Origin of the sequence: Rhizobium giardinii bv. giardinii H152, assembly GCF_000379605.1 — a bacterium.
Lineage (GTDB): Bacteria > Pseudomonadota > Alphaproteobacteria > Rhizobiales > Rhizobiaceae > Pararhizobium > Pararhizobium giardinii.
Map to the genome: position 1 here is coordinate 293,855 of NZ_KB902724.1, position 25,722 is coordinate 319,576.

Genomic DNA, 25,722 nt, shown 5'->3' on the forward strand with positions numbered 1-25,722 from the left:
CGGCGAAGCCTATTTGCTCGCGAGGAACTTCTGTTGAGCCTTGGTCATGTAGTCAGCCCATTGCTTGGCCATCTCTTCGGGCGTGATATCGCCGAGCATGGCTTCCTGGCTGGTCTTGATCGCCATCGAATCCTTGAAGAAGGCAAACTCTTCCAGGTAGGTCGGCATGACGGTCGGAACCGCGTCCTTGTCGGCCAGTTCCTCGAACCAGCCCTTGAACTGCTCGCTCGCATAGAAGGGGTCCTTCTCGGCGGCTTTCAGGGCAGGCAGGGCGCCGATGCGCTTGTTCCACTCGATGTTGCCTTCCGGCCCCTCGAGCGTTGCGATCAGCTTCCAGGCGAGATCCTTGTTGGCACTCGCCGACATCATGGACCAACCGGCGTAGCCGATGGTCGGGAAGGTCTTGCCGGATGGGCCCTTCGGCATGGTGGTAACGCCATAGTCGGCCGGGTTCATGCGCTCGCTGATGGCGATGAGCGCATCCGGGTCCTGGTCGAGCATGGCGCAGGTCCCCGTGTAGAAGCCGGCGACGATCTCGTTGAAGCCCCAGTTGACGCTGTCCTTCGGCGCATAGCCGTTCTTGTAGAGATCGGTCAGCCAGGTGAAGCCCTTGACCCAGCCTTCTTCGCTGAACTTCGATGTGCCGTCCTCATTGAAGAACGTATTGTCGCCGGCCATGGTGGCGCCGAACATGATCCAGCCGTTCAGGCCGCCCGGACCGCCACGCATGCAATAGGCATACTTGCCCGGCAGCTTCTTGATCTTCTCGGCTGCGGCGACAAACTCGTCCAATGTCTTCGGCGGGCCGTCGACGCCGGCTTCGGCCAGGATCTTCTTGTTGTAGAACATGGCGCGCAGATAGAAGCCGTAGGGCAGCATATAGGCCGTGTCCTTGACGTCGCGGCCGAGTTCGAGCGCGCGATCCGTCAGGCCGGGCGTATGCTCCCATTCCTTGAGATAGGGCTCCAGGCTTTCGAGCATGCCGTTGTTGGCATAGAGCGACAGCCAGGTGTCGGGCATTTCCATCACGTCCGGGATTTCACCGGCCGAAACCATGGTGGCGAACTTCTGGAAGGCCTCGCCCCAGGGCAGTGAGATGACCTCGACCGTTGTGCCGGGGTTGGCGGCTTCGAACTTGGCGACGATCGATTTCAGCGTCTCGGTGCGTTCCGGGCTGGTGATAACTTCCACCAGCTTCAACTTCGTGTCGGCAAAGGCGGTGCCTGCCATCAGGGAGGCGAACAAAGTCGCCGCAATCAGTTTCCTCATTTTCATATCCCCTTTTTGTTTGGGTGGTTACTTGCCGTCGTGTCAGCCTGATGAGGCGGCAGTGATCGCCGCCTCGAGATCGCTCCAGAGGGCCTCCGTTCCCTCCAGGCCGACATGGAGCCGTACCGACCGCGGACTGATGCCGAAGGCGACCGCGGAATTGGGTTGTGCTTTTTGCGCCAGAACGACATTGCCCGGCACGATAAGGCTTTCGTGGCCGCCCCAGCTCACGCCCAGCTTGAACAGCTTCAGGTGATCCGAGAATGCGCGGATATCGACGCCGTCCCTGAAGATGAACGAAAACAAGCCGGACGTGCCGGAAAGGCCGTTCGGCAGCTGGTTTGCGAGGCCAGGATAGCAGACGGCCTCGACCGCCTCGTGAGCCTGCAGCCGCCTTGCAATGGACAGGGCAGACTGTTCATGCGCCTTCATACGGATCGGTAGCGTCCGCATGCCGCGGATCAGGAGCCAGGCATCGAAGGGGGAAAGCTTGCCGCCGAGATAGGGATAGGCTTCGGAGCGGACGCGGCCGATCAGCTCTTTCGATCCGGCGACGACGCCGGCGACAACGTCGCTGTGGCCGCCGAGATATTTGGAGGCCGAATGGATGACGAGATCGACGCCGAGCGAGATCGGCTGCTGGAAGATCGGACTTGCCCAGCTGTTGTCGATGGAGGTGATGACGCCGTGGCGCCTGGCTAGGGCTGCAAGGGCCGCGACGTCATGGGTTTCCATGATCCAGCTCGTCGGGCTTTCCAGGTAGAGAAGTTTCGCGCCGGGCAGCGCCCTGGCCACTTCCTCCTCGTCGCGGCCATCGACATAGGTGACTTCGATTCGCATGCGCTTCAATAGCGTGCCGAACAGGCGGAAGGCGTCGGGATAGAGATGCCTGACGGCGACGATGCGGTCGCCCGGCTCGACGAAGGAAAGGACCGTGGAGGAGATGGCCGACATGCCGCTGGCAAAGCCGATCGCGTCTTGTGCGCCTTCAAGTTTGGCCAGCATCTCCTCGAACATCCGCACCGTCGGATTGAGGCCGCGGGTATAGATCGGCCGGATCTTCTCGCCGCGATAGGAGGCGATCATGTCGTCATAGTCGGTGAAGGTGAACAGTGAGGTCTGCACGATCGGCGGCACGACAGCGTCATAGGCGTTGCTCTCGTCATGGGCGACGATGAGTGACGCATCCTCGAACGGATCGAAGCCGTTGTTCATTTGGACATTTCCTTGATGTCTTCCTCGACGATCGCGAGGATTTTCAGTGTTTCGCCGCGCGCCGCTTCCGGGTCCTGAGCGGCAATAGCGTTGAAGAGGGTTCGATGAAACGGAAAGGATCGGCGGGCGAAATCGGGCCGATCGAAGGGCTTCTCCCAGAAACGTTCGAACGCCTCGCGCATTTGTTCAAGCAGCTGCCTGAACAGCGGATTGTGGGTGGCGTCGTAGATGGCGAGGTGGAAGGCAAGGTCTTCCGGGCCGGACGTGCCCTTGGAGAGATGCACCCGCTCCATCTCATTCAGCTTTTCTTCGATTTTCTTGAGGTCGTGTGACGATCGCATGCGGGCGGCGACCATGCCGGCCTCGGCTTCGATGCCACGGCGGACCTCTAGTGTCTTTAACAGCGCGTCGCGAAGGTGGGTGGTCTCCAGCGAAAGCGGCATATGGATGGTGGCGCCGGATATTGGTTTCAGCAGGTAAGTGCCGCTGCCCTTGCGAGCCTCCACAACACCAAGGGCCTGGAAATGGCGGATGGCTTCCCGAATCGTCGAGCGGCCGACGGCAAGCGCGGCCATCAGCTCCCGCTCGGCCGGAAGCCGGTCGCCGGGAACGAGATTGGAGCGCTGGATGTAGTCGGCAAGCGCAGCCGTCACCTGGTGGGCCCGATCCACCGGGGGCAGCGGCATAAGGGCCGCTCTTGCATCCTTGTGCTTCATCATCCGATTCCAGGTCAATCAAAATTGGTCTGACATCCGAGCAATAATGCAAATCAAGCAAGGCGCGTCAAGAGCGTATGGTGCGCGGTACCGACGAGCGGGGCTTATCCATCGCTGAAATGGCGCCTCCTCAACGGATGAGGTAAGCTGCACCGATGCAGTTCCCGCGTGGGTGCGGCGTGTTTTTGTGCTCGAACAGGCAGGTGGGAGATGTTGTTCGCAAACCGCAAGGACGCAGGTCGGAAGCTGGCGGCCGCCTTGGCCGACTACTGCGAGAAAAGCCCGGTCATCGTTGCGCTCCCACGTGGCGGTGTGATTGTCGCGGCAGAAATTGCCAGCGCGCTTGACGCCCCGCTGGATCTCCTCTTCGTGCAGAAGATCGGCGTACCTTTCCAGCCAGAACTGGCGATGGGGGCGATCGTCGATGGAGCAGAACCGACAATCGTTCGCAACGAAAGCGTGATCCGGCACGCCGGAATCCGCGAGAAGGAATTTTCAGCGATCTGCGCGTCGGAGCAGGCTGAGATCGAACGCAGGCGGCGGTGCTATCTCGGCGATCGCGGCAATATCCCGCTTGGGGCGCGCGTGGTCATCGTCGTTGACGACGGTATCGCGACCGGTTCTACCGTCAGGGCAGCGATCAAGGCCATTCGAAGACAGGAACCGAAGGAGCTTGTGCTGGCGGTTCCGGTTGCGCCGATAGAGACCCTTGAAGAGCTGGACAGCGATGTCGATGCGCTCATCTGCCTCGAGACGCCACCTGTCTTCTATGCCGTCGGACATTTTTTCAATGAATTTCCCCAGGTGAGTGATGCGGAAGTCATCGCCGTTCTGGCGACCCTCCCCCAGGATGGATCGCCGGATCCTGAGCCGATCTCTCAGAAGGAATGAGCCGATTGGGCTTTTCCAGCGCAATGCTTCGGCAGTTGGAAGGGTTGCGGGAACGCTGCGGGCCGACGCCCTGGTCGTCGCCCTGGGGCCTCGATGCTTTCGAAGGTGACCCGTTCGGTGGCCTGTCCGTTTTCACACTCGGATTTGCGCGGATGGCCGAGGCGATCAGCGGTGTCGGGCTTGCTGATGCTTGCCGACGGTGGTCGTTCAGGAAGGGGCTACCTTTGCCTATGCTAAGCGCTAACGTTGCTCCACGGAATTGATCCATTGATGAAATGCATGTTCGCTGGTGGTACTGGATGTTCCATAACTTCTGTGCGACACACCAGAGCTGACTCCAATCCGCGATACGCCTAGTTCTCAAATTTCTTAAATCACTTTAAAAACGACGTATAAGTAATTGCAGAAGCCACACATCTAGGTGGTTCTTGGTGAGCATAGCGCCGACCAAACTGTTCCAAGTGCCCCTTTTTCCCATGTAGTTCCATCTGTCGTAGTTTCTGATCTGACGCCAGCAGGCGCGCTTGGCAGACTCAGCGTGCCGGCCAGTATTCGGAAAATTCGGCGGAGCTTTCGGTTTGGTGCATAGGTGGTTGTTGACTCCGTAGTTCGCTCGGCCGAAAACAGGCGCTGGCTAGCGAGGGAGCGGTTGATGGCTGAGGAAAAGAACATGGAATCCCCTGATACGGTTGTTGCCGAGGTGAAAACGCCAACGGCAAAGGAGAAGCGGACGCCACGGAGTCCCAAGACCACTGTCGTATCGGTTAGCGCTGAATCAAAGGCATCCGCTGCAAAGGCGCCGACCGCCAAGCCCAAGAGGTATAGTGAACAAGAAAGAATTGAGAAGCTCAAACTGATTGAGACGCAGATCTCCGCAGGCACAAGCACGCTCAAGGACGCCATCAAGGGCGCCGGCATATCGGAGCAAACCTACTATCAGTGGAAACGGACCGAAAAGCCCGCTAATGCAAAGGAAGACAGGCCCGTTGCAGCCGGCGATGAACTGGCAGATCTTGTTCAGCTCGAAAAAGAGAACCAAAGGCTTCGCAAGCTTCTGGCAGACAAGTTGCGTGTGGAAAATTCCGAACTGCGCAAGCGGCTCGGGCTGACGGATTAGAAGCGCCGCGCGGCGGGGAATCTTCCTTGCCGTTGGCCGCTCGCCCGGCGCGGCCCCGACACTTTGGGGCTGCTTTTACATGTTGAGGCACAATCGAGCGCGCGAAGATTTCCGGCGGATGGCTCATGATAACCACGTTGACACGTGGTCGTCTGTGCGAACGACCAGTCGTCGCCTGATGCTGGCTGGTTGAAGACCGACGCGAGGCGATATATGGGTCCACAAGAAACGCAGTGACGCCGATCGGCGCGCGCTTTTTGTCAGTTGCTATAGGTTGGAAGTATGAAAACGCCACAACGCAATTTCGTTGTTGAATACAGGTCGGGGCGACGCCAGTCAAAGGTCCAGGCGAACTCAATCTGGGGCGACACAGACCTCAAGGCCTTAGCTCGCGAGGTGGAAAATAAGGCGCCTCATCTGTTCCAATCGAATGAAGCGGCGGGCAGGCTTGGCGACGCTCGCGACATGCCGCCTGATCTGCGTTCTGATAGCGGAGACGGACGCAATGCCGACGGCGCGCGCAGCGCGGCGAGTGAGCCAGAGAAACAGCGTGGTGCCGTATTGCCGCGTGCCGAGCCGGTTGCGCTTGCCCAGGAAAGCCATCCAGTCGTGCCGCAGCGGCGACGAGCATCAAGAGGCGCTTCTGGAAAGCACGCTGAGCGTTCTCCAGTCCGCGTGGTCGTGGACTTTACGATCGGTATGAACGAGGAGGGCACCCTGCAAACCCTGATAGCTCCGGATCCACATTGCTTCGACGACCTGACCGCTCTCGATGCTGAAAACCGGCGGCTCAAGAAGCTTCTGGCTGAACAGCTTTGCGCCGAGAACGCAAAGCTCACCAAGATGCTTGAGCGGTTTGATTTTACCTGAGATGGCGACCGCCGAACGGAAACAGGGAGGCGCCGTTCTGTCGCAGTTGCCTTTTATGTATATCTATCACGAAACCATATCCGTGCGCCGCGTCAGTCGCCGCCTGTGTTGAATAGGGCCCGGCGCCGTCACGTATCTTGGCGGCAAATTCACCAAGCGCGCGCTGCCGCAAGCTTCATAGCCGCCGCGGCGAGGTCGTCGACATTTCAACGCGACTGCGTCCAGACAGCGGTTGGTTTCAAAAAGGAAGCCACACCGTGAGTCCTGCCAATGTGGTACACTGTCTGGCAAAGTCGCGATCACAACCGGCTGCGCAAGCCAGATCGGGCGTGCTGTCTGCTAACGCTTTGCGATCATAGCGCAGGTCATTTCTCCTTGGTTGATCGGCCGAAGGCGGGCTGGGAATTCCGGATAGCCTCTCGTTCGTCAGCCTTTGGCCGACGCCAAAAAAACTCGCGGGCGTCCGGGATCTGGTTAGGAAAAGGAGCGGCGAGCTCGCCCGTCTCGTCAAAAGCCTCGTGAGCGGCTCCAATAGGATCATCCTCCGAGCACGAAGTTGCGCCACATCACCACACCGCGCCCTTCAGGAATCCGCCTCATGTTGATGATCACGCGTTTGTGCGGCTGCCATCTCTCCGGAAGCAGTGACCGATATCTATAGCGCTGATGTTGACTCCCTCTTTTTCTCAGCCGAAAACAACACTAGGCTATAGAGGGAGATAACAGATGGCTGGCGAGAACAATACGGGGCTCATTACCGAGGGTGCTGAAACGGATACAACGGCAAAAATGCCAGCGCCCAAAAAGCAGCGCGCACCGCGGCGGCAGAAGGCAGTTGCCGAAAAGGCAGCTGGATCACTTGCCACGACCGCGACGTTTCCGAAAACTCGCAGAAAACGAGGCGAACAAGCCGCGGAAGCGAAGGTGAAGGCCAAAGAAGCGCAAGTCACCGACAAGAGCGCGAAAAATGACGCCATCAAGGACGTTGGAAGAAAGAGGACGCCAAAGCAAACCGAGCAAACGGCAAAGGCGCCTTTTCCAGCTGTAAATGAGATGGCTGAGCTTATTCAGCTTGAGGAAGAGAATAAAAGGCTCCGTAAAGCCTTGGCAAATAAGCTCCGCACGGAAAATGCCGACCTGCGTAAGCGGCTCGGCCTCGATTGATCGACCGGCGGGTGCGGGACAGGTGCGAGATCCACGTCAGCCACTACATGTTCAGTAGCAGAGAAAGTCACCGGGCTCACGTCGGGAGCCCGGATCTAAGCTGCGGCAACGTCGTGGTGCGAATTGCTCGAGGTTGAAGCACTATGAAATCTCCATGGAAATTCCTTGCCCAATTGACGTCTCGAAGAGGGCCGGCAGAAACACGAGAGAATACGGCTCGTGATCATGCCGATCCGGAGACGGGCGAAAGCGATGCGCGACAAACGTCGGCGCTTTTGTCAAATATTCCGGAATCATCCAGTAGTCCTAACGACGTTGAGAACCTAACTGCTGATTTCGTGGCGGCGGCGACTTCAACTGAAAGCGACGGCGCTCTCGATGGCCCTCAAGCCGTCACCGTGCCAGTCGATGGAGAAGAGGATCAGGCACCGGCACAGGCTGTCAGTCGAGCGGCCGGTGATGCGCGTGCGTTGGCGCCGGAAAGCCGGACAAGCAAAAAGCTTCCACGAACATCGCGGACGAAGCGGCTAGGAAGCGCAAAGAGAACCCGAGCCGATATAGTTTCGGAGAGCACCGCCGTCGCAAATAGCGAACAACGTGCACAATCCTCGTCCTCCCCTGAAAGGTTCTTCGATGAGGTGGCACGCCTGGATGAGGAAATTAGACAATTGAGGTGCCAATTGGCGCGAAAGCTGTATTTGCAGAATGTTCAGCTGACAAAGATGCTTGAGCGCTTCAACGGATCGTGAGCCAACCCAGCCGTGCTGACCTCCCAAGGAGCGGTGTTATGAGTACGTCAGGAGGCGGCGGTGAATACATAGCGGCTCGCTGGATTGCGAGCCTCTTCGATGGCTACGGCCTCGTCGTGCAACGATGTAGACGGTGGAACGTTCCAGGCATGATGTCCTCACTGGAATGGTTGGCCTTGATAACCGGAGCGCGCTTGGGCCTCCTCACGCACGCGCTTCCATCGTTCGAGTTCGAGCAGCGCGTCGGGGAGCGCACGATGAGCCGGGGAGGCGGGTTCAGTTCGTTCAATGACTTCATTGACGAGGGGCAGCATCTCTTCCTCGGAAATTGATCTCCCCAGAACGGCCCGCGCGATTGCCACGAATGCCTTGTCTGATTTCTGAAGTCGAAGCGCATGCCGAGGACGCCCCGCCGCCCGCAAAAGGGTGCTCAGCCACTTCCCGTCCCATGACGGCGCGCTCGCATAGAGATCGTGGTTCGAGAGGGTCTCGACCATTTCATCGGCGATGAGGGAGACCGCGACGCCCTCCTTCTCAAGTAGCTCCCTTGATATCCCGTGAATGGCTTCGGCTTCCGACGACCAGTCCGTCCAATCAGGAGCAGGCCTGATCAGGAAAGACCTCGAGCACCCATCCTCGAATACCCAAGCGACCTCGACGGGGTAGCTCTGGTTGCTGAGTGAGGAGGCTTCGAAGTCCAGGAAAACGAGCATGGATGGCCAGAGCGCTGTTCGGATAATCGCAATCTAGTGAGCTATTTCGTCGCCAGAAGGGCAGAACCCGCATTCTCGGTTCGACCTAGTCGACTTAAGATCGTTGGCGTGGCTTTCAGAGAGGTTACTTGGAGATAAGCAAACCCGCGCCCTTACTCGATGGATGGCGACATTTCGCCGATCAAGGAGATCTGCGATCTCGCCGACAAATACGGCGCGATGACCTATCGGGGCGAGGTTCATGCCGTCGGCATTGTAGGGCCCGCGCGGTAACGGTCATGGGCGGCTATAATGCGGGATCGAGCGCTCCTCATCCGCTCGTTTGCCTGCGGCTTCATCTTCACGACGGCGCTGCCGCCGTGCTCGCCGCTGGTGCGGTCGCTTCGACACGGCCAATCCGAGCCACATCTGGCCGGTCATCGTCGACCATACGGCCAGGCGCAAGTGGATTTCCGATCTCTTGCTCGACAAGCCAGCCTAAGCCAATGATCCTAGGGGTTGGGCTTGCCAAAATTCTGGCGGCGACATAGCTCGCTTCGGAAAATTGTGCGTGCCTCAGCGATGTCGTGGAAGCCGATATGCGCAACGAAGCGCATGACCGTAGAGACGGAGACGCCGCAGTCGCTCGCGATTGCGGTCGTGCTACCAAAGGCTATGAGTTCCGGTTTGGCCAGGACCCTCTTCGCGACATTCTCGACGCGAAGAGGGAAGGTTACGTTGCGGCAGGCGATGGCCCGCTTCAGCTCTTCGAAACTTGTCGGCGGGCTCCCTAGATTGCGGATATGCTGCGGCATTTCTTGGCACACTCCGTGTTTGTTGCGATCCGGCCTAGAGGCTTGATAGCGGAATCGCCCTGCGCTCGGTAACCGACGTGATACAGGCCAGCGCGATTGCAAGCGCATTGCGGGCGTCTTCACCGGTCGGGCCGGTGACGGTGCCTGTCCTTATGGCGTCGACGAAGGAGGCGAGTTGGGCCGTGTAACCATTGACAAAGTGATCCGTGTCACGTCGCCAGGTGTCGTTCGACACCCCGTTCTTGTCGTAGAGCGTCATGGAGGAACGGCGCACATCGCCCATCATGACCATACCGCCGGAACCGAAGACCTCGCCACGGATGTCATAGCCGTACATGGCGCAGAAATTCGCCTCCGCCACGGCGATCGAACCGTTGTCGAAGCGGATGGTGACGACAGCGGTATCGTGAAAGCCGTTGCCCGCGAAATCCGGCCGCACCAGCGCATCGGCAATAGCCGTCACCTCGACCGGTTTTGCGGTGGGATTCAGCCACAGCAGCGTGTCGAAGTCGTGGATCAGCGTCTCGTAGAAGATCGTCCAAAGCGGTGTCTTTTCCGGATTGCCGCGGTAGGGCCCCGGGTCTCGCGTCAACGAGCGAAGAAGCTGGACAGAACCGACTTTGCCAGCGTCGATTGCCGCCCGGCCCTCGTAGAAAGCCTGGTCCCAGCGACGATTAAAGCCAACCTGGAGCGGTACCCCAGCGGATTTCGTCGCAGCGATCGCCTCGTCCGCTTCTTCAAGCGTCAGCGCCATCGGCTTCTCACAAAAGACTGCTTTTCCAGCTCTTGCTGCCTCCACGACGACGCTGGTGTGGAAGCGCGCCGGTGTGGCGATGATCACGCCATCGACCTCGGGATTGGCGAGAAGCTCCGACACGCTGGTATAGGCCTTGGGCGCATCGAGCGATGCGGCCAGCCTTCCGGCAGCGCCCGGCGCCGGATCGGCGACGGCGACCAGATCGGCATCGACCAGACGCCGGGCGACGCTTTCGGCATGGAACGAACCGATGCGGCCGGCACCGATGAGAGCGAGATTGACGGGACGGTGGGCTGGCATGGAAAGCTCCTGAAAATGCTGCTGTCGGATCAAAGGGAAAACGCGTCGCGGAAGCGGGAAAGCGCCAGTTCGTCATCGCCCGAGGGCCAGGCTTCCATGCCGATCGTCCCGCGGTAGCCCATCTCGTTCAGTGCGAGTGCGATGGCCGGATAGTTGATTTCACCTGTGCCCGGCTCATTGCGGCCGGGAACGTCGGCGACCTGGATCTCCCCGATATGCGGAAGGGCTGTGCGGCATAGCTCGATCAGGTTCCCTTCACCGATCTGCGCGTGGTAGAGATCGAGGTTGAGCTTCAGCGACGGCCGGTTGACGGCCGCAACCAATGCGATCGTGTCGGCGGCCTTGGCAAACGGTGTCTTTGGATGGTCAACAGCCGCGTTCAGGTTTTCGAGGACGAAGGTAACGCCTTCCTCTTCCCCAAGATCTGCGATGCGTTTTAGCGTATCGACGGCTTTCAGCCACATGGCGCCGGTGACGATCTCCGATTTCACGACCGGCAGGCCCTGTCCGTCGAGTCCCGTGCCGTGCAGGTTGAGGCGCGGGCAATTCAGTTCCCTGGCGACAGGGATCGTCAGGCGCGCCGTGCGCAGAAGTTCATCCGCGCCCTCCTCATCGGCCAAGGTGCCGGTCACGTATCCGGTCATAGACGAGAACCTGGCACCGGACTTTGCGATCGCCTTGATATCGTGTTTCGTCCAGTCCCAGATTTCCGCCTGGAACCCGAGTTCTGTGATCCGTTTTAGCCGATCGAGGACGGGCAGGGCGCGAAATACCATTTCCGCGCAGACTGCGAGCGTGAAAGGCGAGGTTTTTAAGATCGTGGTCATTTCTGTTTTCCAATGCTTGTACTGCTCAGATCGTCCCGCCGAGCTCGTGGGAAATCACCTGCAGTTCCTTGCCGCCGGCCATGAGGTTCTGCAGTTCCTCCAGAGAGATCTCGCTTTTGTCGAATGTGCCGAGCGTCTTTCCACGATTGAGAACCGTGAAGCGGTTGCCGACAGCAAAGGCGTGACGGACATTGTGGGTGATGAAAATGACGCCGAGTCCCTTTTGTTGGACCTGGTGGATGTACTTCAGCACCATGGATGTCTGGGCGACCCCCAATGCGGATGTCGGCTCGTCGAGGATGAGGACCTTTGCTCCGAAGTAGACCGCCCGCGCGATCGCCACACATTGCCGCTCGCCGCCGGAAAGCGTGCCGACCGCCTGGTTCGGGTCGCGGATATCGATGCCAATCTTGTGCATCTCCTCGCGGGTCACCTCGCTGCAATATTTGAAATCGACACGACGAAATGGCGGAATGCCCTTTACGGGTTCGCGTCCCATGAAGAAGTTTCGCGTGATCGACATCAGCGGGATCATCGCCAGGTCCTGATAGACGGTCGCGATGCCGGCATCGAGTGCATCGCGCGGGCTGTTGAACGCGACCGGCTTTCCCTCGACCAGGAAATCTCCGCCCGAGGGGCGGACCACACCCGACAGCGTCTTGATCAGCGTGGATTTTCCAGCCCCGTTATCGCCAAGCAGGCAGAGCACCTCGCCCTGCGATACCTTCATCGAAACACCCGAAAGCGCAATGACGGAGCCGTAATGCTTGATGATATTCTTGACTTCAATGACCGGCGGAGCGGTTTCTGATTTTCTATCAGTCATGATCAGCGCTCCCCTGTCACTTTGCGGCGAATGAAATTGTTGAAGAGAACGGCCAGCAGCAGCATGGAGCCGAGGAAGACCTGGAACCAGTCCGAGTCGAACTTCGTGTAGGTCAGGCCGATCGAGACGAGACCGAAGATGATGGCGCCGAAGAAGGCGCCGATCGCCGAACCATAACCGCCGGTCAGTAGGCATCCGCCAATCACGGCAGCGATGATCGCCTCGAATTCCTTCTGAAAGCCACGACGCGCGTCTGTCGAACCGGCATCGAGTACCGTGATGATGGCCACAAGCGCCGCGGCGCAGGCCGTCAGAGCGAAGAGCCCCGTCTTCACACGGTCGACCGGACCGCCGGAGTTTCTTGCCGCATTGGGATCGCCGCCGGCGGCAAAAACCCAGTTTCCGATCCGGGTCCTCAGAAGAACCCAGGTGGCAAGCCCGGCAATGGCGATGAACCAGACCACGGACACCGGAACGCCCGTGACTTTCGGAACGCCGTTGTCGAACTTCTCGATCAGGCCATTTGCCGCAAGCCAGCTGAAAAGATCCTGGAAGGCGACGCCTGAGAACAAACCCTTCAAGGGACCGTCGCTGACGACCTCTCCTATACCTCGAAGCTGCGTTGAGCCACCTGTCGCCCATTTCAGGCCAACAAGGGTTAGACCTCGCAGAATGAAGAGGAAGGCGAGCGTGACGATGAAGGACGGCAGCCGTGTCCTGATCACGATCTGTCCGTTCACCGCCCCCATGGCGGCCGCAAGCAGCATCGTGATGAGAATGGCAATCCAGAGCGGTTGACCGAAATTGGTCAGGGCCGCACCGAAGATCAGGCCCGCGAAGGCGACCATCGAGCCGATAGAAAGATCGAATTCGCCACCAATCATCAGCAGAGCTGCCGCGATGGCGAGAATTCCCAACTGTGAGGCTGGAGCCAGGATCGTCATCAGACCTGAAAGCGAAAACATCGAACGGTCCGCGGTCAGAAAGAAGAACGCCACCACCAGGATGAGGCCAGCAACCGCGCCGAGCTCGGGACGACGCATCATATGTGTGAGAAAGCCCACCTGTTTGATGCGCTCATCGGAGTTCGACGCATCTCCTATTTTTTGCTCGATCGGAGCCATTGATACCTACCTCCCAATGAATGCAATTCGCCGAAGCGCCGAGGGCATCCCTCGCGACGCGCACCGTCTGTCGAACACCCTCCTCGAATGCGAGAGCGGTGTTCGACAGTCACGCCTTTCGGCAGTTGTGGATTAGCGGATGCCCTTTGCCGACAGTTCGACGACCTGGGCTGCCTTTTCCTTGGTGATGAGGTTCGGACCGGAAGGCACGTTGCCGCCGGGGATCAGGCCATATTTCGCATGGTTTGCGAGGAAGACGACCGGCAGATAGCCCTGAAGGAACTGCTGCTGATCGATGGCGAAAGCGGCTTCTCCGGATGCGACGGCCTTCAAGAAGTCCGCCGAAAGGTCGAAGGTGGCAACATTGATCTTGCCGGTCATGCCGGCATCGGCAACGGCTGCCAGCGACGGTTCACCGGCCGTGCTTGCGCCAAGCGCCATAACTGTGTCGGTTTCGGCATTGGAGCTCAGAGCCGCCTTAACCTTGGCTTGTACGTCGGCCGGATCGTTGGAGACGGGCAGAACCGTAACGGTACCTGCAAAACCATCGGAGAAGCCCTTGCAACGCTGATCGAGGGAAACGTTACCGACTTCCTGGTTAACGCAGATGGCAACCTTGCCGCCCATTTCCTTGAGCTTTTCCCCGGCTGCCTTGCCGGCGCTGTATTCGTCCTGGCCGACATGGAGAAGTGCTCCGAGCGACTTCGAGACATCGGAGCCGGAATTGATGGAAATGACCGGAATGCCGGCGGCGACGGCCTTTTCGATCGACGGGCCCAATGCGGACGAATCCGGGATCGAGACGATCAGCCCGGCCGGCTTCTGGTTGACGGCTGCGTCGATCAACTGGCTCATGGCGACCATGTCGAAGGTTTCCGGTGCACGATAATCGATGCTGACGCCGGCATCCTTGGCCCCGGCGCTCACCCCGTTCTTGACAACGGACCAGAAGGGGTCGTTGGCCTGGCCGTGCGTTACGGCGATGATGTTGATATCCTGTGCGGTGGCAACGCCAGATAGAGCGCCAAGCGCTCCAACCAAGGCAACGCCCAGCACGACTTTACGAAGAATCGATTTCATAAATACTCCTCCCAAATGGGTGTCTCGCACCTCCCAGCGCGAGAACCACAAAAACGCCTCAGACGGCGCGTCTCCAATATGCTACCGGGTGCATAGATTTTGCTACCGGTAGCAAACGTGCATAGCTATAGAATTCTTGCTAGAAGAAATCAACCATTCATTTCGCGGTTCGGCAGAAATGGAATAAACGTTTCGAAACGGAGAGGTTCGACTATGAAGCGAGCGACGGCGCAGAACGTGGCGACAGAGGCCGGCGTTTCCAAGTGGACGGTCATCCGCGCCTTTACCCCGGGTGCATCGATCACGGAAGCAAGCAGAGCCAAAGTGCTGGAGGCGGCGGAACGACTCAATTATCGGCCGAACCTGCTGGCCAGGAGCCTTGCAACCAGTGCTACCCATCAGGTCGCGGTGCTCGTCGACGACTTTGCAAATCCGCACAAGCTGCCGTTTCTTGAAAAGCTAACCGCTGCCCTGCAGGCGGAGGGGCTGGTGACCATGCTGATTAATATCAATCAGCACTACAGCCACGTGCATGCCATCTTGAATGCCGACCAGCGGCAGGTGGATGCGATCGTGCTCTTTGGTACAGCGTTTCGCGACGAGATGTTGACAGATCATAAGCTGGGACGCGGCGGACCTCCAATGTTCGTTCTCGCTCGAGACAGCCAGATCGAAGGTGTTCCCGCGATTTCCTGCGATGCGGTCGTGGCGATTGCCGAGATCGGCAAGCACCTGTTGGAAAAGGGATACCGGAGGCCGGGATTTATGGCCGGGGCGCGCACATTGTCTACGGCGCTTGGCAGGCGGAGGGCCTTCAAGGCGTTCTGGCAAACCGCGCTCGGTGTCGAACTCGTAGAGATGTCTGCCGAGCGCTACAGCGCAGAAGCCGGCGCACAGGCCGCCCGGGACTATCTGTCCAAAGTTGCGCCGGAAGACCGGATCGATGTCCTCATGTGCGAAAACGATGCCCTGGCGTTCGGAGCGATGGATGTTGCCCGAAGCGAGTTCGGATTACGTGTCCCCAAGGATCTCGCCATTGTGGGCTTCGACAACGCGGCGCCGGCGGCGTCACCTGCATACGGCCTGACAACCTATGAGCAGCCAACCGACCAGATGGTCAAAGCGGCAATAGACATGATCTTGGAAAGAGCACCGAGGGAGACCGTCAACTTCCAAGGCAAGCTTGTCGTAAGAGAGTCAGCCTGATTGATGGGGCCGCGGGACAGGCCAAAACGGCCTCGGCACAATCCACCACGGTGCGCCGTCGCCGGATAAAATCCTCCGTCCATTCATCGAGTGGCGTGAACAGCAGGTTCTCGTTCCTGGAAGAACATGCGACGCGGCAGAACGGCTATGGCTGTGAGAATGCCGTAGGCAACCGCCGCCAGTGCGACGATCTGGAACAGGACATTCACGCTCGCTCCGAACCAGATCACCGCCGACCAGCCCAGGAAGGCCGCGACAATCATCCTCACCGTTCCGGCCAGTACGGGAAGAAGCACGCGCTTTGCCCCCTGGCTCGCGAAATAGAGTGCCAGGCCCAGTCCAATGGCGCCGTATGCCGGTGCCGCGGTTCGCAAGTAAAGGGAGCCCATTTCCTGCACATTCGGGTCGTCGCTAAACAGGCCCATCCATATATTCGGGAACAGAGCAGCGAGGAGGCCGATGATCTGTGTGATTCCAAACGCAATGCCTGCGCCAATCCACGCGACCCGGCGCGCGCGCTCGACCTGGTTTGCCCCCATATTAATGCCGACCATTGTGACGATGGCTGTTCCGAGCCCGAAGATGATCGGAATTTGCAGGTAATCGAGACGCGAGGCGATGCCAAAGCCGGCGATGGCGTCGGCGCCGAAGTGGCCGACGGCGGCGGTGACGAAGGTGACCGTGAGATTGACCTGAACCGCACCGACCGCGGAGGGGAGACCGACGCCCAGTATGTCCCTGAACAGGCGACCCTGCAGCGGAACAATTCTGAGTTTCAGGGGGCTGCGTGATGACCGCAGGTAAAATGCCAGCACGAGCGCCGCAAGAACGTAATAGACGAAGACGGCAGCGCCGCCTCCGGCAACGCCGAGCTGTGGGAACGGACCCCAGCCGAAAATCAGAGGCGGGGACAGCGCAAGCAGTAGAACGGCGCCCAGGATGATCACCAGCGCGGGTACATTTACGTTGCCGGCGCCGCGAAGGGCTGCCGACAGCAAGGCTGTGATCCAGATGGGGATGGAGCCTGCGAACACGATCCCTGAATAAGTGAGAGCTGCCGAGAGTGCCGCTCCCGTCCCGCCCATCGACTTGTAAAGGACGGGTCCGCACAGGATGGCGGCGACCGCAAAGACAGCTCCAAAAGCAATGGCGAGGACGACCGAATGCCAGACAAGTGCGTCGGCATCGGCGTGGCGATTGGCTCCCAGGGCCCGTGCGACGGCCGAGGATACGCCGCCGCCAATGCCGCCGTTCGACATCATCTGCATCAGCATGAGCACCGGAAAGACGAGGGTAACGCCTGCAAGCGCCTCCGTGCCGAGAAAACTGATGAAGTAGGTTTCTGCGACCCCGACAATCGTCTGCACCACCAGGACGAGGACCGTGGGTAGTGCCAACCGGAGTAGCGTCGATGCGATCGGACCATCCAGCACCCCGAGCGGTGCCCGCTGAGGGAAGGCGGGTGCATCCTTCGAGGGGGACACGTCTCTCATGGCTGGTCCTTCATTGTGCAACACGTCAAGGCAGTCTTCATCGCCGACCGCGCCCGGCTTGACGATTGCTCTCTCCGCTCTCGCAGATGAGTTGCTCCTCAAGGGCGTTGAAGCGCTGTGAGGGGAGTGGCGCTCATGCACCTTGACAATAGATTTCGTTTGAAATCTAAATCACATATAGAAGTTATACGCAATCTAAAAAATCGATGGTTTCGACGCCTGCCATTTGGGGCCGAGTAAAGATGTCAAGACCCGTATCTTCCGATCGAGGATCGAGCGAAGACGAAATAATCGATGGGTCGCTTGCCGATGACGACCTGTGCTTTGTCCTCCAGCGGACCTCCCGCGTGATTTCGCGCCGGGTCGATACGGCGTTGCGCGCGACAGGACTGACTGCGGAGCAGAGCTTGCTGCTTGCGGCAATAGCTGAGGCCGGCTCGCCACGAGCAGTCGATCTCCCCCAGGTTCTCGCCCTCGACCCGTCCAGGATTGCTGCCAACGTCAAGAATCTGGTCACTTGTCATGCACTCAGTGGGCTGACGGCAGCATGTCTTTGATCCGCTCGCTGCCGGCATCGTCAATTGCTAAGATGAGCCGGCAGTGCCCCCTTCTGGCCAGCGGCGGAAGACGGCGCTGGCATTGACGCCGCCAAAGCCGAAGCCGTTCGATATGGCGTACTCGGTTTCCAGGCGTCGGGCTTCGTTCGTAACAAAATCGATACCGTCGGCTTCTGGATCCGGAGCATTCAGGTTCAAGGTCGGTGGTGCGATCCGGTTGCTGAGCGCCAAAATCGTGAAGATCGCCTCCAGACCTCCGGCCGCGCCGAGCAGATGGCCCGTTGCTGATTTCGTCCCGCTTACGGCGACGGTATTGTCGGCACCGAACACGCTCTTGATGGCCCTGATTTCACCGAGGTCTCCGACCGGTGTCGAGGTGGCGTGCGCGTTCAGGTGGCCGATCTCACGCGGTGCTATCCCAGCCTGTGCGATGGCGATCTCCATGGCTCGGCGCGCCCCATTTCCGTCTTCGGGACCGGAGGTGATGTGATGGGCGTCGGCTGTCGTGCCGTATCCGACGAGTTCGGCAAGCGGCGTGGCGCCGCGGGCAAGCGCATGGCTGAGGGATTCAATCACCAGGATTCCGGCTCCTTCTCCCATGACGAAGCCGTCACGCTTCGCATCGAATGGGCGCGATGCCTCGCCCGGCGTTTCGTTGAACCCGGTCGAAAGTGATCGGGCCGCTGCAAAGCCGCCAAGGCTGACGATATTCATGCAGGCTTCGGTTCCGCCGCACACGGCAATGTCTGCTTCGTTTGCCCTGATCAACCTGGCTGCATCGCCGATCGCCTGAACGCCGGCAGCGCATGCGGTTACCGGAGCACCGAGGGGGCCCTTGAAGCCGTGGCGGATCGAGACGTGTCCCGCTGCGAGATTGACAAGAAACGACGGTATGGTGAAGGGCGAGAGACGACGGACGCCGCGTTGATCGACGGTGCGAACCGCCTCCGTGATTGCAGGAAAGCCGCCGATACCCGAGGCGATGATCGTCGCGGTTCGCAATCGATGATCATTCGAAACCGGCTTCCACTTCGCCTGCGCGAGCGCCTCTTCAGCGGCCGCCAGTGCGAAGATGATGAACCGGTCGACCTTGCGTTGATCCTTCGGCGCCAGGACCGTATCCGGATCGAAGCCGCCTTCGGGGTCTTCTGCTGATGAGGGAACCACGCCCCCAATTTTCGACGGGAGGTCTCCAATGACGTCGTCTGCCAGTCGCCGAACACCGCTTCGACCCGCAAGGAGACGCGACCATGAGATGCCGGCATTGGCTCCAAGGGGGCTGACAGCTCCCATTCCTGTGACAACGATACGACGCATCTGTTTTCCACCTGTCTTCACTGTAAAAATAGTATGCCTTCAGCCTCCCGGCCGACGATGCAGTCGAGGCCTGTTGATCCAAACATGCAGTTTACGCAGGGACCTTAAGGACGCTCTCACCCAACGGGGGCGGTAGCTAAACTTCGGCCCTTATCCGCGCATCGGACGCTGCCATAGCCTTCAGGCGACATCGCCACCGCGCGCAATGCGCCTGACTTCGCCAGCCGCAGCATCGAGGATGTCTTGCGACAAATTCTCATCCTGCATAATCCGCGACAAAGTGACGGCGCCCACCATCAGGGACAGTATCGCCATCGCCTTGCCGCTGGGATTGGATCTGTTGGCATCGTTCATCAGCTCGTCCAGCACCTCGAAGTGAGCGCGAATCCCATCCTCAAATGGACGCCTGACCTCTTCGCTCTGCCGAGCGGCATCCGATCCGAGCGCCACCAAAGGGCAACCGTCAGCCTTTTCTCCAAGGTGTCCGGGTGAGAGATAGAACTCCATGATGGCTTCAAGTGGATCGGAATTTGTCGCCGCCGCCGTCGACCATCTGCGTGTAGCACTTTCCAGCGCGCGCCTGGAGGCCTGGGCTGCAAGATCGTCCTTGGACGCGAATTGCTTATAGAAGCCGCCTTGCGTAAGGCCAGCTCCCTTCATCAGATCTTTCAGACCAATTCCGTCAAAGCCATGCTCTCGAAACAGACGGCTTGCGACGTTGATGACCGTTTCACGGTTCTCCTCAGCCTGTGCCCGGCTCACTCTCATGACGATCTCCAGTTAGATTTCACTTGACATCTATAACGCAAATAGAGTTAGATCGCAATCTAAATCATCCAGGTCGCTGGTCAAGAAGAGAACTTAAATGAAACGCAAACATGTTCTGACTTTCGCGGGTCTCGTGGCAGTGGCTGGGGCCGGCGCCTTTTTCCTGGTTTTCGAAACCCAAAAGTCGGAAGCCGTGGCCGCAGACCCAAGGACTGCTCCTCCAATGGTAAGGGTGGCAGAAGCGGCGAGGACGGAAACGGGGGAGCGCTCGTTTACCGGCACGGTCGCGTCGAGGGTACAGAGCAATCTCGGCTTTCGGGTTCCGGGCAAGATCGTCGAGCGGATGGTCGATGCGGGCCAGCAGGTGAGAAAAGGCCAGGCCCTGATGCGGATCGACGAAACCGACCTCCAACTCGCGCTGACGGCGAAGCGCAATACCGTGACCGCAGCGCGTGCTGTCCTGACCCAGGCACAGGCAGACGAGAAACGATATGCGACGCTGGTGAAAAATGGATCGGCTGCCACTCAACAGCGTTACGAACAGGCAAAGGCGGCACTGGACACGGCCGCGGCACAGCTTGCCGCGGCTGAAGCAGACGCCAAGGTGGCGGAAAACGCCGCAACCTATTCCGTCCTTCTCGCCGATTCGGATGGAACGGTTGTCGACACGCTCGGAGACCCCGGACAGGTGGTGACCGCGGGACAAACGGTGGTCCAACTGGCGCAGGCGGGGCCGCGTGAAGCTGTTGTCTGGCTACCGGAGACCCTGCGGCCGGACATTGGATCCGAAGCGCAAGCCAGTGTTTATGGAGGTGATGGTCTAAGCGGAAAGGCTAGGCTGCGACAGATTTCCGATTCTGCCGACCCGCAAACGCGGACCTACGAGGCGCGTTATGTTCTCGAAGGCGCGGCTGCCTCTGCCCCGCTCGGCGCAACGGTGACGATCAAAATATCGGACGCGAACAGGCAGTCAGAGGTCGCTGTTCCAGTCGGCGCCATCCTGGACGACGGCAGCCGCACAGGGGTGTGGACTATCAACGGGGCCACGTCCACCGTGAATTTCACGCCTGTCGAAGTCAAACGGATCGGCGACGAGACGGCGTTTGTCACCGGCGTCGGGGTCGGTCAACAGGTTGTCGCTCTGGGTGCGCATCTGCTTGAAAATGGCGCGACCGTCAGGATTGCCTCGCAGCAAGAGGTGACAAAATAATGCACTTCAACCTTTCCGCCATCGCGGTTCGCGAACGCGCCGTCACACTGTTCTTCATCGTTCTGTTGGCGGCCGCCGGGGTCTATGCCTTCGTCAAGTTGGGCCGTGCCGAGGATCCCTCCTTCACAATCAAGACCATGACGGTCACGTCAGTCTGGCCGGGCGCCACCGCGCGTGAAATGCAGGATCTTGTCGCCGAGCCACTCGAGAAGCGCATCCAGGAACTCACCTGGTACGACCGGGTCGAGACGACGACGCGGCCTGGCTACGCGTTCCTCACGGTTACACTCAAGGACAATACGCCGGCGTCCGCCGTTGAAGAGGAGTTCTACCAGGCGCGCAAGAAGCTCGGCGACGAAGCCCGAAATCTTCCTCCGGGCGTCATGGGTCCGTTCGTCAATGATGAATACTCGGATGTGAGCTTCGGCCTTTACGCTTTGAAGGCGAAGGGAATGCCGATGCGGGACCTCGTTCGGCAGGCGGAGGTCATCCGTCAGGATCTCCTGCATGTTCCGGGCGTCAAGAAAATCAACATCCTGGGGGAACGTCCCGAACAGATCTTCGTCGAATTCTCCTACGCCAAGCTGGCAACGCTTGGAATATCCGCGCAGGATATCGCCGCAGCCTTGCAAAGACAGAACACGGTGACGCCCGCGGGCTCGATCGATACGCGCGGACCGCAGGTCTTCATCCGTTTCGACGGAGCCTATAACAGTGTGCAGGCCATTGCCGACACGCCGATCGTGGCCGACGGACGGACGCTGAAGCTTTCCGATCTGGCGGATGTGCGGCGCGGCTACGAAGATCCCGCGACATACATCATCCGCCATGAGGGCGAGCCGACGATCATGCTGGGCGCGGTTATGCAATCGGGTTGGAATGGCCTTGAGCTCGGCAAGGCACTTGAAGCACGATCTGCCGCGATCGCGCAGACATTGCCGCTGGGTATGTCGCTCACCAAAGTCAGCGATCAGGCGGTCAATATCGACGAGGCGGTCGGTGAATTCATGCTGAAGTTCGCCATGGCGCTTGGCGTCGTGCTGTTCGTGAGCCTTGTCGCCCTCGGCTGGCGCGTCGGCATTGTCGTCGCGCTCGCCGTGCCGCTGACGCTGGCCGTCGTCTTCCTCATCATGCTGGAAACCGGACGGTTCTTCGACCGCATCACGCTCGGCGCACTCATCCTTGCGCTTGGGCTTCTGGTGGACGACGCCATCATCGCCATCGAGGTCATGGTGGTGAAAATGGAGGAGGGCATGGACCGCATAAAGGCGGCCGCCTATGCCTGGAGCCACACGGCCGCGCCGATGTTGTCCGGCACACTCGTCACCATTATCGGACTGATGCCCGTGGGCTTCGCCAAGTCGACCGCAGGTGAATATGCCGGCAACATCTTCTGGGTCGTGGGATTTGCCCTGATCGTCTCCTGGTTTGTCGCCGTGATCTTTACGCCTTATATGGGCGTGAAGATGTTGCCTGATATCAAACCGGTCGAGGGCGGACACCACGCCATCTATGATACGCCGAACTACCGCCGCCTGCGCTCGCTCATCGAATTTGCGGTTCGCCATAAATTCATGACCTGCGCCGTGGTTGGCATCACGATGGCTGTCTCGGTTGTCGGGATGGGAGGCGTAAAACAGCAGTTCTTCCCGACATCGGACCGGCCCGAGGTTCTGGTCGAAGTTCGCATGCCTGAGGGTACGAGCATCGAATCCACGACAGCCGCGGTGGAGAAAGTCGAAGACTGGCTGCAAACTCAGCCTGAAACCAAAATCGTCACCAGCTATGTAGGGCAGGGCGCGCCCCGCTTCTTCTTCGCAATGGCGCCGGAATTGCCGAATCCCGCTTTCGCCAAGGTTGTCGTGCTGACGCCTGACGCCCATGCACGAGAAGAACTGAAGCATCGCCTTCGCGCCGCAATCTCTGACGGTCTTGTGCCAGAGGCTTCCGTACGCGTAACGCAGCTTGTGTTCGGGCCATATACGCCGTTCCCGGTCGAGTTTCGGATCATGGGACCGGATCAGGAGGAACTCTACAAGATTTCCGAGCAGGCTCTGGCAATTATGAAAACCGTGCCCGATGTCCGCCAGGCCAATCGCGATTGGGGCAACCGAACGCCTGTCCTGCGCTTTGTCCCGGATCAGGAGCGGCTTAATCTGATCGGTTTTTCGCCTTCGGAGGCAGCCCAGCAGATGCAGTTGCTGCTAAGCGGCATCCCTGTCACGCAGGTGCGCGACAATATCCGCAATGTCCCCGTCGTCGCCCGAAGTGCCGGCGAGAACCGCCTCGATCCATCACGCCTTGCCGACTTCTCGCTGATGAGCCGCAATGGCCGCCAGGTTCCACTCGACCAGATCGGGCATTCCGAAATTCGGTTCGAGGAACCGATCCTGAAACGGCGCGACCGGACACCGGTCATTACCATCAGGTCCGATATCAACGAGGCGACACAGCCTCCGGAGGTTTCGCAGCAGGTGATGAAAGCCCTCCAGCCGCTGATCGCGTCTCTTCCTGTCGGATACCGCATCGAGATGGGCGGCAATATCGAAGAGTCTCTCAAGGCCAATGTCGCCCTTGTTCAGGTCTTCCCGCTGATGATCGCGGCCACGTTGATCGTCATCATCCTGCAGGTCCGCAGTCTGTCGACGATGACGATGGTGATGCTGACCGCGCCGCTTGGCCTTGCCGGTGTGGTTCCGACCTTGCTCCTGTTCAATCAACCGTTCGGCTTCAACGCCATTCTCGGCTTGATCGGATTGGCAGGTATCCTGATGCGCAACACGCTGATCCTGACGGAGCAGATCAAGGAGAACCAGGCGGCTGGTCTCGATGACTATCACGCCGTCATCGAAGCGACCGTGCAGAGGACACGTCCTGTCATCCTGACAGCGCTCGCAGCAGTCCTGGCCTTCATACCCCTAACGGGTTCGGTGTTCTGGGGATCGATGGCCTATACGCTGATTGGCGGCACGGCTGCGGGCACTGTGATGATCCTGCTCTTCCTTCCGGCGCTGTACGCTGTGTGGTTCCGGATCAAGCCTCCGAAGCAAGAGAGCCAGCGGGAGACGATTGTCGATGAGCGGCATTTTGCCACGGCCATGGCCGCAGAGTAGGGCACCTGGTGCGCACCCCTCCGCGTCTGGGAAGCGGGTTGCCGGAAAATCGGAGGCGTCCAGCCATCCCGCTGGCGCTCCGTCTGCAGTGGACTTGATCAGGTTCGAAATGTCGAATGATGAACCGGAGCCTCGAGGTCCATGGGAATTTTCTCCGGACCTGAAAAAGCCCTTGATTTTTTATATTCCGAGTGACATCTATCTGGTTAGATTGCATCTGTAATCTTATTGCCGACTGCGTGTGACCCGCGCCAGACAAGCAACCCATCAAGTCAAGGAACACGTATGTCAGATCGAAAAGTTGTCGTTATAACAGGGGCGTCGTCCGGAATAGGTCAGGCCACGGCGCGTCTTCTCGCCCAACACGGATTCGAGGTGTTTGGCGGAGCCCGCGACGCCAATCGAGCTCCGGCCATTCCTGGTGTTCGCTTCGGAACTGTCGATGTCACCGATGAGACATCCGTCTACAGCTTTGTGGAATGGGTTCTTTCTGAAGCGGGGAAAATCGATGTTCTCGTGAACAACGCCGGGATCTCGCTTGTTGGCCCGGTGGAGAATACATCGACGTCGGAAGCTCAATTGGTGTTCGATACCAACCTTTTCGGCCCTTTGCGAATGATCCGGGCCGTCTTACCCTCAATGCGCGCTGCTCGAAGCGGCCTCATCATCAACATAAGTTCCGTGCTCGGCTTCCTGCCCGCACCATTCATGGGAATCTATGCGAGCAGCAAACATGCGCTCGAAGGGCTTTCCGAATCCCTCGATCATGAAATTCGTGAGTACAATGTCCGCGTCGTGTTGATCGAGCCAACCTTCACACATACCAAGCTCGATGTGAATGCGAAGCAAACCGAGCTGCCCTTAGGGGTTTACGCGTCTCAGGCCTCGGCAACCATCAAGACTGTCGAAGCGCAGATAAAATCGGCTCCGTCACCTTCCGTCGTTGCTGAGCAAATTCTTGCGGCAGTCAACGGGCCGTACCGTATGCGGCAACCGGCTGGTCGACAGGCCACATTGTTGAGCCGGCTGCGCAGGTTCATGCCGGCATCCGCAGTCGACAGCAGCCTGCGGAAAACATTTGGCTTTGGCAAGCAGCGTTGATCGCAAGGAGGTCGCGGGTCTGCGCGCCGGTTGGGATGCCATGCGTCGAAGGAACATGGCTCGCCCCATGTTTCTTCGGTTATTGATCGAGTTTCATAATGTCGCTTATGCCAAACAAGAACAACGGAGATCGCTGATCCTGATCTGCGGCGCGAGGCGGCGGCAGAAGGGATGCGGTACGTCTCGCTCGAGGAAGGCCTTGAAGAAAGGTTTCGCCATCGGCACGTCACGGCGACCGAGCTGCTGACGCTTTTGGCGAAGATCGAGGAAAGCCGCGCTAGACTGCGTTTCGTCCACCTGTCGGCACACCTGATGCTGCTCGACATTCTGACACAGCCCCAGATCGAGACGTACAACAGGCTGCGCGGCTACAAAGTGCCCGGATAACGGCCGCCTCAGGGAAACAGGGACGGCCGTGTGCCATGTCAACGTCTTGCGTACGACACCGGATATCCGGCGTCCTCGATCGCCTGGCCGATAAGGGCCGGGTCCAGCGTCGTTTCGACGGTCGCCTTCCTGGATGCAAGGTCTACGGTCGCGACGGC

23 protein-coding genes and 2 pseudogenes are annotated in these 25,722 nt (G+C 59.3%); 12 read left to right on the plus strand and 13 right to left on the minus strand.

Annotated features, from left to right (window positions below; all coding sequences use genetic code 11):
* Window positions 1–9: 9 nt before the first annotated feature.
* Genes A3AY_RS0129930 through A3AY_RS0129940 form a run of 3 tightly spaced genes read right to left on the minus strand, consistent with a single transcriptional unit; the run spans window position 10 to window position 3,200 of the window.
* On the minus strand, window positions 10–1,269 hold the full coding sequence (locus tag A3AY_RS0129930) for an ABC transporter substrate-binding protein (protein WP_018329356.1): 1,260 nt from the start codon (window positions 1,267–1,269) through the stop codon (window positions 10–12).
* Between the two features lie 42 nt (window positions 1,270–1,311).
* Window positions 1,312–2,484: a PLP-dependent transferase gene (locus A3AY_RS0129935; RefSeq protein ID WP_018329357.1), complete on the minus strand. Its 1,173-nt coding sequence runs from the start codon at window positions 2,482–2,484 to the stop codon at window positions 1,312–1,314.
* The gene (locus A3AY_RS0129940) at window positions 2,481–3,200 is read right to left on the minus strand and encodes a FadR/GntR family transcriptional regulator (protein ID WP_018329358.1); all 720 of its coding nucleotides are present in this window, start codon (window positions 3,198–3,200) and stop codon (window positions 2,481–2,483) included. The genes A3AY_RS0129935 and A3AY_RS0129940 overlap by 4 nt, the downstream gene beginning before the upstream one ends.
* Window positions 3,201–3,410: 210 nt before the next feature.
* On the opposite strand from A3AY_RS0129940, the gene A3AY_RS0129945 reads away from it, so the two are divergent.
* The 6 genes and pseudogenes from A3AY_RS0129945 to A3AY_RS39490 all read left to right on the plus strand — a co-directional run bounded on the left by A3AY_RS0129945 (window position 3,411) and on the right by A3AY_RS39490 (window position 7,991).
* A complete protein-coding gene (locus A3AY_RS0129945) occupies window positions 3,411–4,091 on the plus strand; it encodes a phosphoribosyltransferase (protein ID WP_018329359.1) in 681 nt (226 codons plus the stop codon).
* Window positions 4,092–4,155: 64 nt separating this feature from the next.
* Window positions 4,156–4,335: pseudogene (locus tag A3AY_RS40910) on the plus strand (hypothetical protein); the annotation flags it as partial.
* Between the two features lie 408 nt (window positions 4,336–4,743).
* Complete coding sequence (locus A3AY_RS0129950) at window positions 4,744–5,208, plus strand: transposase (RefSeq protein WP_026203976.1); 465 nt, start codon at window positions 4,744–4,746, stop codon at window positions 5,206–5,208.
* Between the two features lie 282 nt (window positions 5,209–5,490).
* Complete coding sequence (locus A3AY_RS38395; RefSeq protein ID WP_040669360.1) at window positions 5,491–6,078, plus strand: hypothetical protein; 588 nt, start codon at window positions 5,491–5,493, stop codon at window positions 6,076–6,078.
* A gap of 726 nt (window positions 6,079–6,804) precedes the next feature.
* Window positions 6,805–7,242, plus strand: a complete 438-nt coding sequence (locus A3AY_RS0129960) for a hypothetical protein (protein ID WP_018329363.1) — start codon at window positions 6,805–6,807, stop codon at window positions 7,240–7,242.
* 143 nt (window positions 7,243–7,385) lie between these two features.
* Window positions 7,386–7,991 (plus strand): hypothetical protein, encoded by a 606-nt coding sequence (locus A3AY_RS39490; protein WP_154663350.1) that lies wholly within the window; start codon window positions 7,386–7,388, stop codon window positions 7,989–7,991.
* A gap of 158 nt (window positions 7,992–8,149) precedes the next feature.
* On the opposite strand, the gene A3AY_RS0129965 is transcribed toward A3AY_RS39490, so the two are convergent.
* Window positions 8,150–8,704 (minus strand): 3'-5' exonuclease, encoded by a 555-nt coding sequence (locus A3AY_RS0129965; RefSeq protein ID WP_018329364.1) that lies wholly within the window; start codon window positions 8,702–8,704, stop codon window positions 8,150–8,152.
* 153 nt (window positions 8,705–8,857) lie between these two features.
* On the opposite strand from A3AY_RS0129965, the pseudogene A3AY_RS41620 reads away from it, so the two are divergent.
* Window positions 8,858–9,173: pseudogene (locus A3AY_RS41620) on the plus strand (5-aminolevulinate synthase); the annotation flags it as partial.
* Between the two features lie 22 nt (window positions 9,174–9,195).
* Here the strand turns inward: A3AY_RS41620 and A3AY_RS0129975 are convergent.
* The 6 genes from A3AY_RS0129975 to A3AY_RS0130000 all read right to left on the minus strand — a co-directional run bounded on the left by A3AY_RS0129975 (window position 9,196) and on the right by A3AY_RS0130000 (window position 14,412).
* Window positions 9,196–9,498: a hypothetical protein gene (locus tag A3AY_RS0129975; RefSeq protein WP_018329366.1), complete on the minus strand. Its 303-nt coding sequence runs from the start codon at window positions 9,496–9,498 to the stop codon at window positions 9,196–9,198.
* Window positions 9,499–9,532: 34 nt separating this feature from the next.
* Window positions 9,533–10,555 (minus strand): Gfo/Idh/MocA family oxidoreductase, encoded by a 1,023-nt coding sequence (locus A3AY_RS0129980; protein WP_018329367.1) that lies wholly within the window; start codon window positions 10,553–10,555, stop codon window positions 9,533–9,535.
* A gap of 29 nt (window positions 10,556–10,584) precedes the next feature.
* On the minus strand, window positions 10,585–11,382 hold the full coding sequence (locus A3AY_RS0129985; protein WP_018329368.1) for a TIM barrel protein: 798 nt from the start codon (window positions 11,380–11,382) through the stop codon (window positions 10,585–10,587).
* Between the two features lie 25 nt (window positions 11,383–11,407).
* A complete protein-coding gene (locus A3AY_RS0129990) occupies window positions 11,408–12,208 on the minus strand; it encodes an ATP-binding cassette domain-containing protein (RefSeq protein WP_018329369.1) in 801 nt (266 codons plus the stop codon).
* 2 nt (window positions 12,209–12,210) lie between these two features.
* Complete coding sequence (locus A3AY_RS0129995) at window positions 12,211–13,332, minus strand: ABC transporter permease (protein WP_018329370.1); 1,122 nt, start codon at window positions 13,330–13,332, stop codon at window positions 12,211–12,213.
* A 132-nt stretch (window positions 13,333–13,464) separates the two neighbouring features.
* Window positions 13,465–14,412 carry a sugar ABC transporter substrate-binding protein gene (locus A3AY_RS0130000; protein ID WP_018329371.1) on the minus strand — a complete coding sequence of 316 codons (948 nt, stop codon included), beginning with the start codon at window positions 14,410–14,412 and terminating at the stop codon, window positions 13,465–13,467.
* Between the two features lie 213 nt (window positions 14,413–14,625).
* Here A3AY_RS0130000 and A3AY_RS0130005 point away from each other — a divergent pair, with 213 nt between their 5' ends.
* Window positions 14,626–15,618: a LacI family DNA-binding transcriptional regulator gene (locus A3AY_RS0130005; protein WP_018329372.1), complete on the plus strand. Its 993-nt coding sequence runs from the start codon at window positions 14,626–14,628 to the stop codon at window positions 15,616–15,618.
* 83 nt (window positions 15,619–15,701) lie between these two features.
* Here A3AY_RS0130005 and A3AY_RS0130010 read toward each other — a convergent pair whose 3' ends face one another.
* The 3 genes from A3AY_RS0130010 to A3AY_RS0130025 form a co-directional block, all read right to left on the minus strand.
* The gene (locus A3AY_RS0130010; RefSeq protein ID WP_026203977.1) at window positions 15,702–17,111 is read right to left on the minus strand and encodes an MATE family efflux transporter; all 1,410 of its coding nucleotides are present in this window, start codon (window positions 17,109–17,111) and stop codon (window positions 15,702–15,704) included.
* 584 nt (window positions 17,112–17,695) lie between these two features.
* A complete protein-coding gene (gene fabF, locus A3AY_RS0130020) occupies window positions 17,696–18,985 on the minus strand; it encodes a beta-ketoacyl-ACP synthase II (RefSeq protein ID WP_026203978.1) in 1,290 nt (429 codons plus the stop codon).
* 180 nt (window positions 18,986–19,165) lie between these two features.
* Window positions 19,166–19,753 (minus strand): TetR/AcrR family transcriptional regulator, encoded by a 588-nt coding sequence (locus A3AY_RS0130025; RefSeq protein WP_018329376.1) that lies wholly within the window; start codon window positions 19,751–19,753, stop codon window positions 19,166–19,168.
* A 97-nt stretch (window positions 19,754–19,850) separates the two neighbouring features.
* Between A3AY_RS0130025 and A3AY_RS0130030 the strand changes: the two genes are divergently transcribed.
* The 4 genes from A3AY_RS0130030 to A3AY_RS36525 all read left to right on the plus strand — a co-directional run bounded on the left by A3AY_RS0130030 (window position 19,851) and on the right by A3AY_RS36525 (window position 25,564).
* Window positions 19,851–20,963: an efflux RND transporter periplasmic adaptor subunit gene (locus tag A3AY_RS0130030; RefSeq protein ID WP_018329377.1), complete on the plus strand. Its 1,113-nt coding sequence runs from the start codon at window positions 19,851–19,853 to the stop codon at window positions 20,961–20,963.
* Window positions 20,963–24,076 carry an efflux RND transporter permease subunit gene (locus A3AY_RS0130035; protein WP_018329378.1) on the plus strand — a complete coding sequence of 1,038 codons (3,114 nt, stop codon included), beginning with the start codon at window positions 20,963–20,965 and terminating at the stop codon, window positions 24,074–24,076. Before A3AY_RS0130030 ends, A3AY_RS0130035 begins: the two co-directional genes overlap by 1 nt.
* A gap of 285 nt (window positions 24,077–24,361) precedes the next feature.
* Window positions 24,362–25,177 carry an oxidoreductase gene (locus A3AY_RS0130040; protein WP_026203979.1) on the plus strand — a complete coding sequence of 272 codons (816 nt, stop codon included), beginning with the start codon at window positions 24,362–24,364 and terminating at the stop codon, window positions 25,175–25,177.
* Window positions 25,178–25,348: 171 nt separating this feature from the next.
* Complete coding sequence (locus tag A3AY_RS36525) at window positions 25,349–25,564, plus strand: hypothetical protein (protein ID WP_018329380.1); 216 nt, start codon at window positions 25,349–25,351, stop codon at window positions 25,562–25,564.
* Window positions 25,565–25,722: the final 158 nt, after the last annotated feature.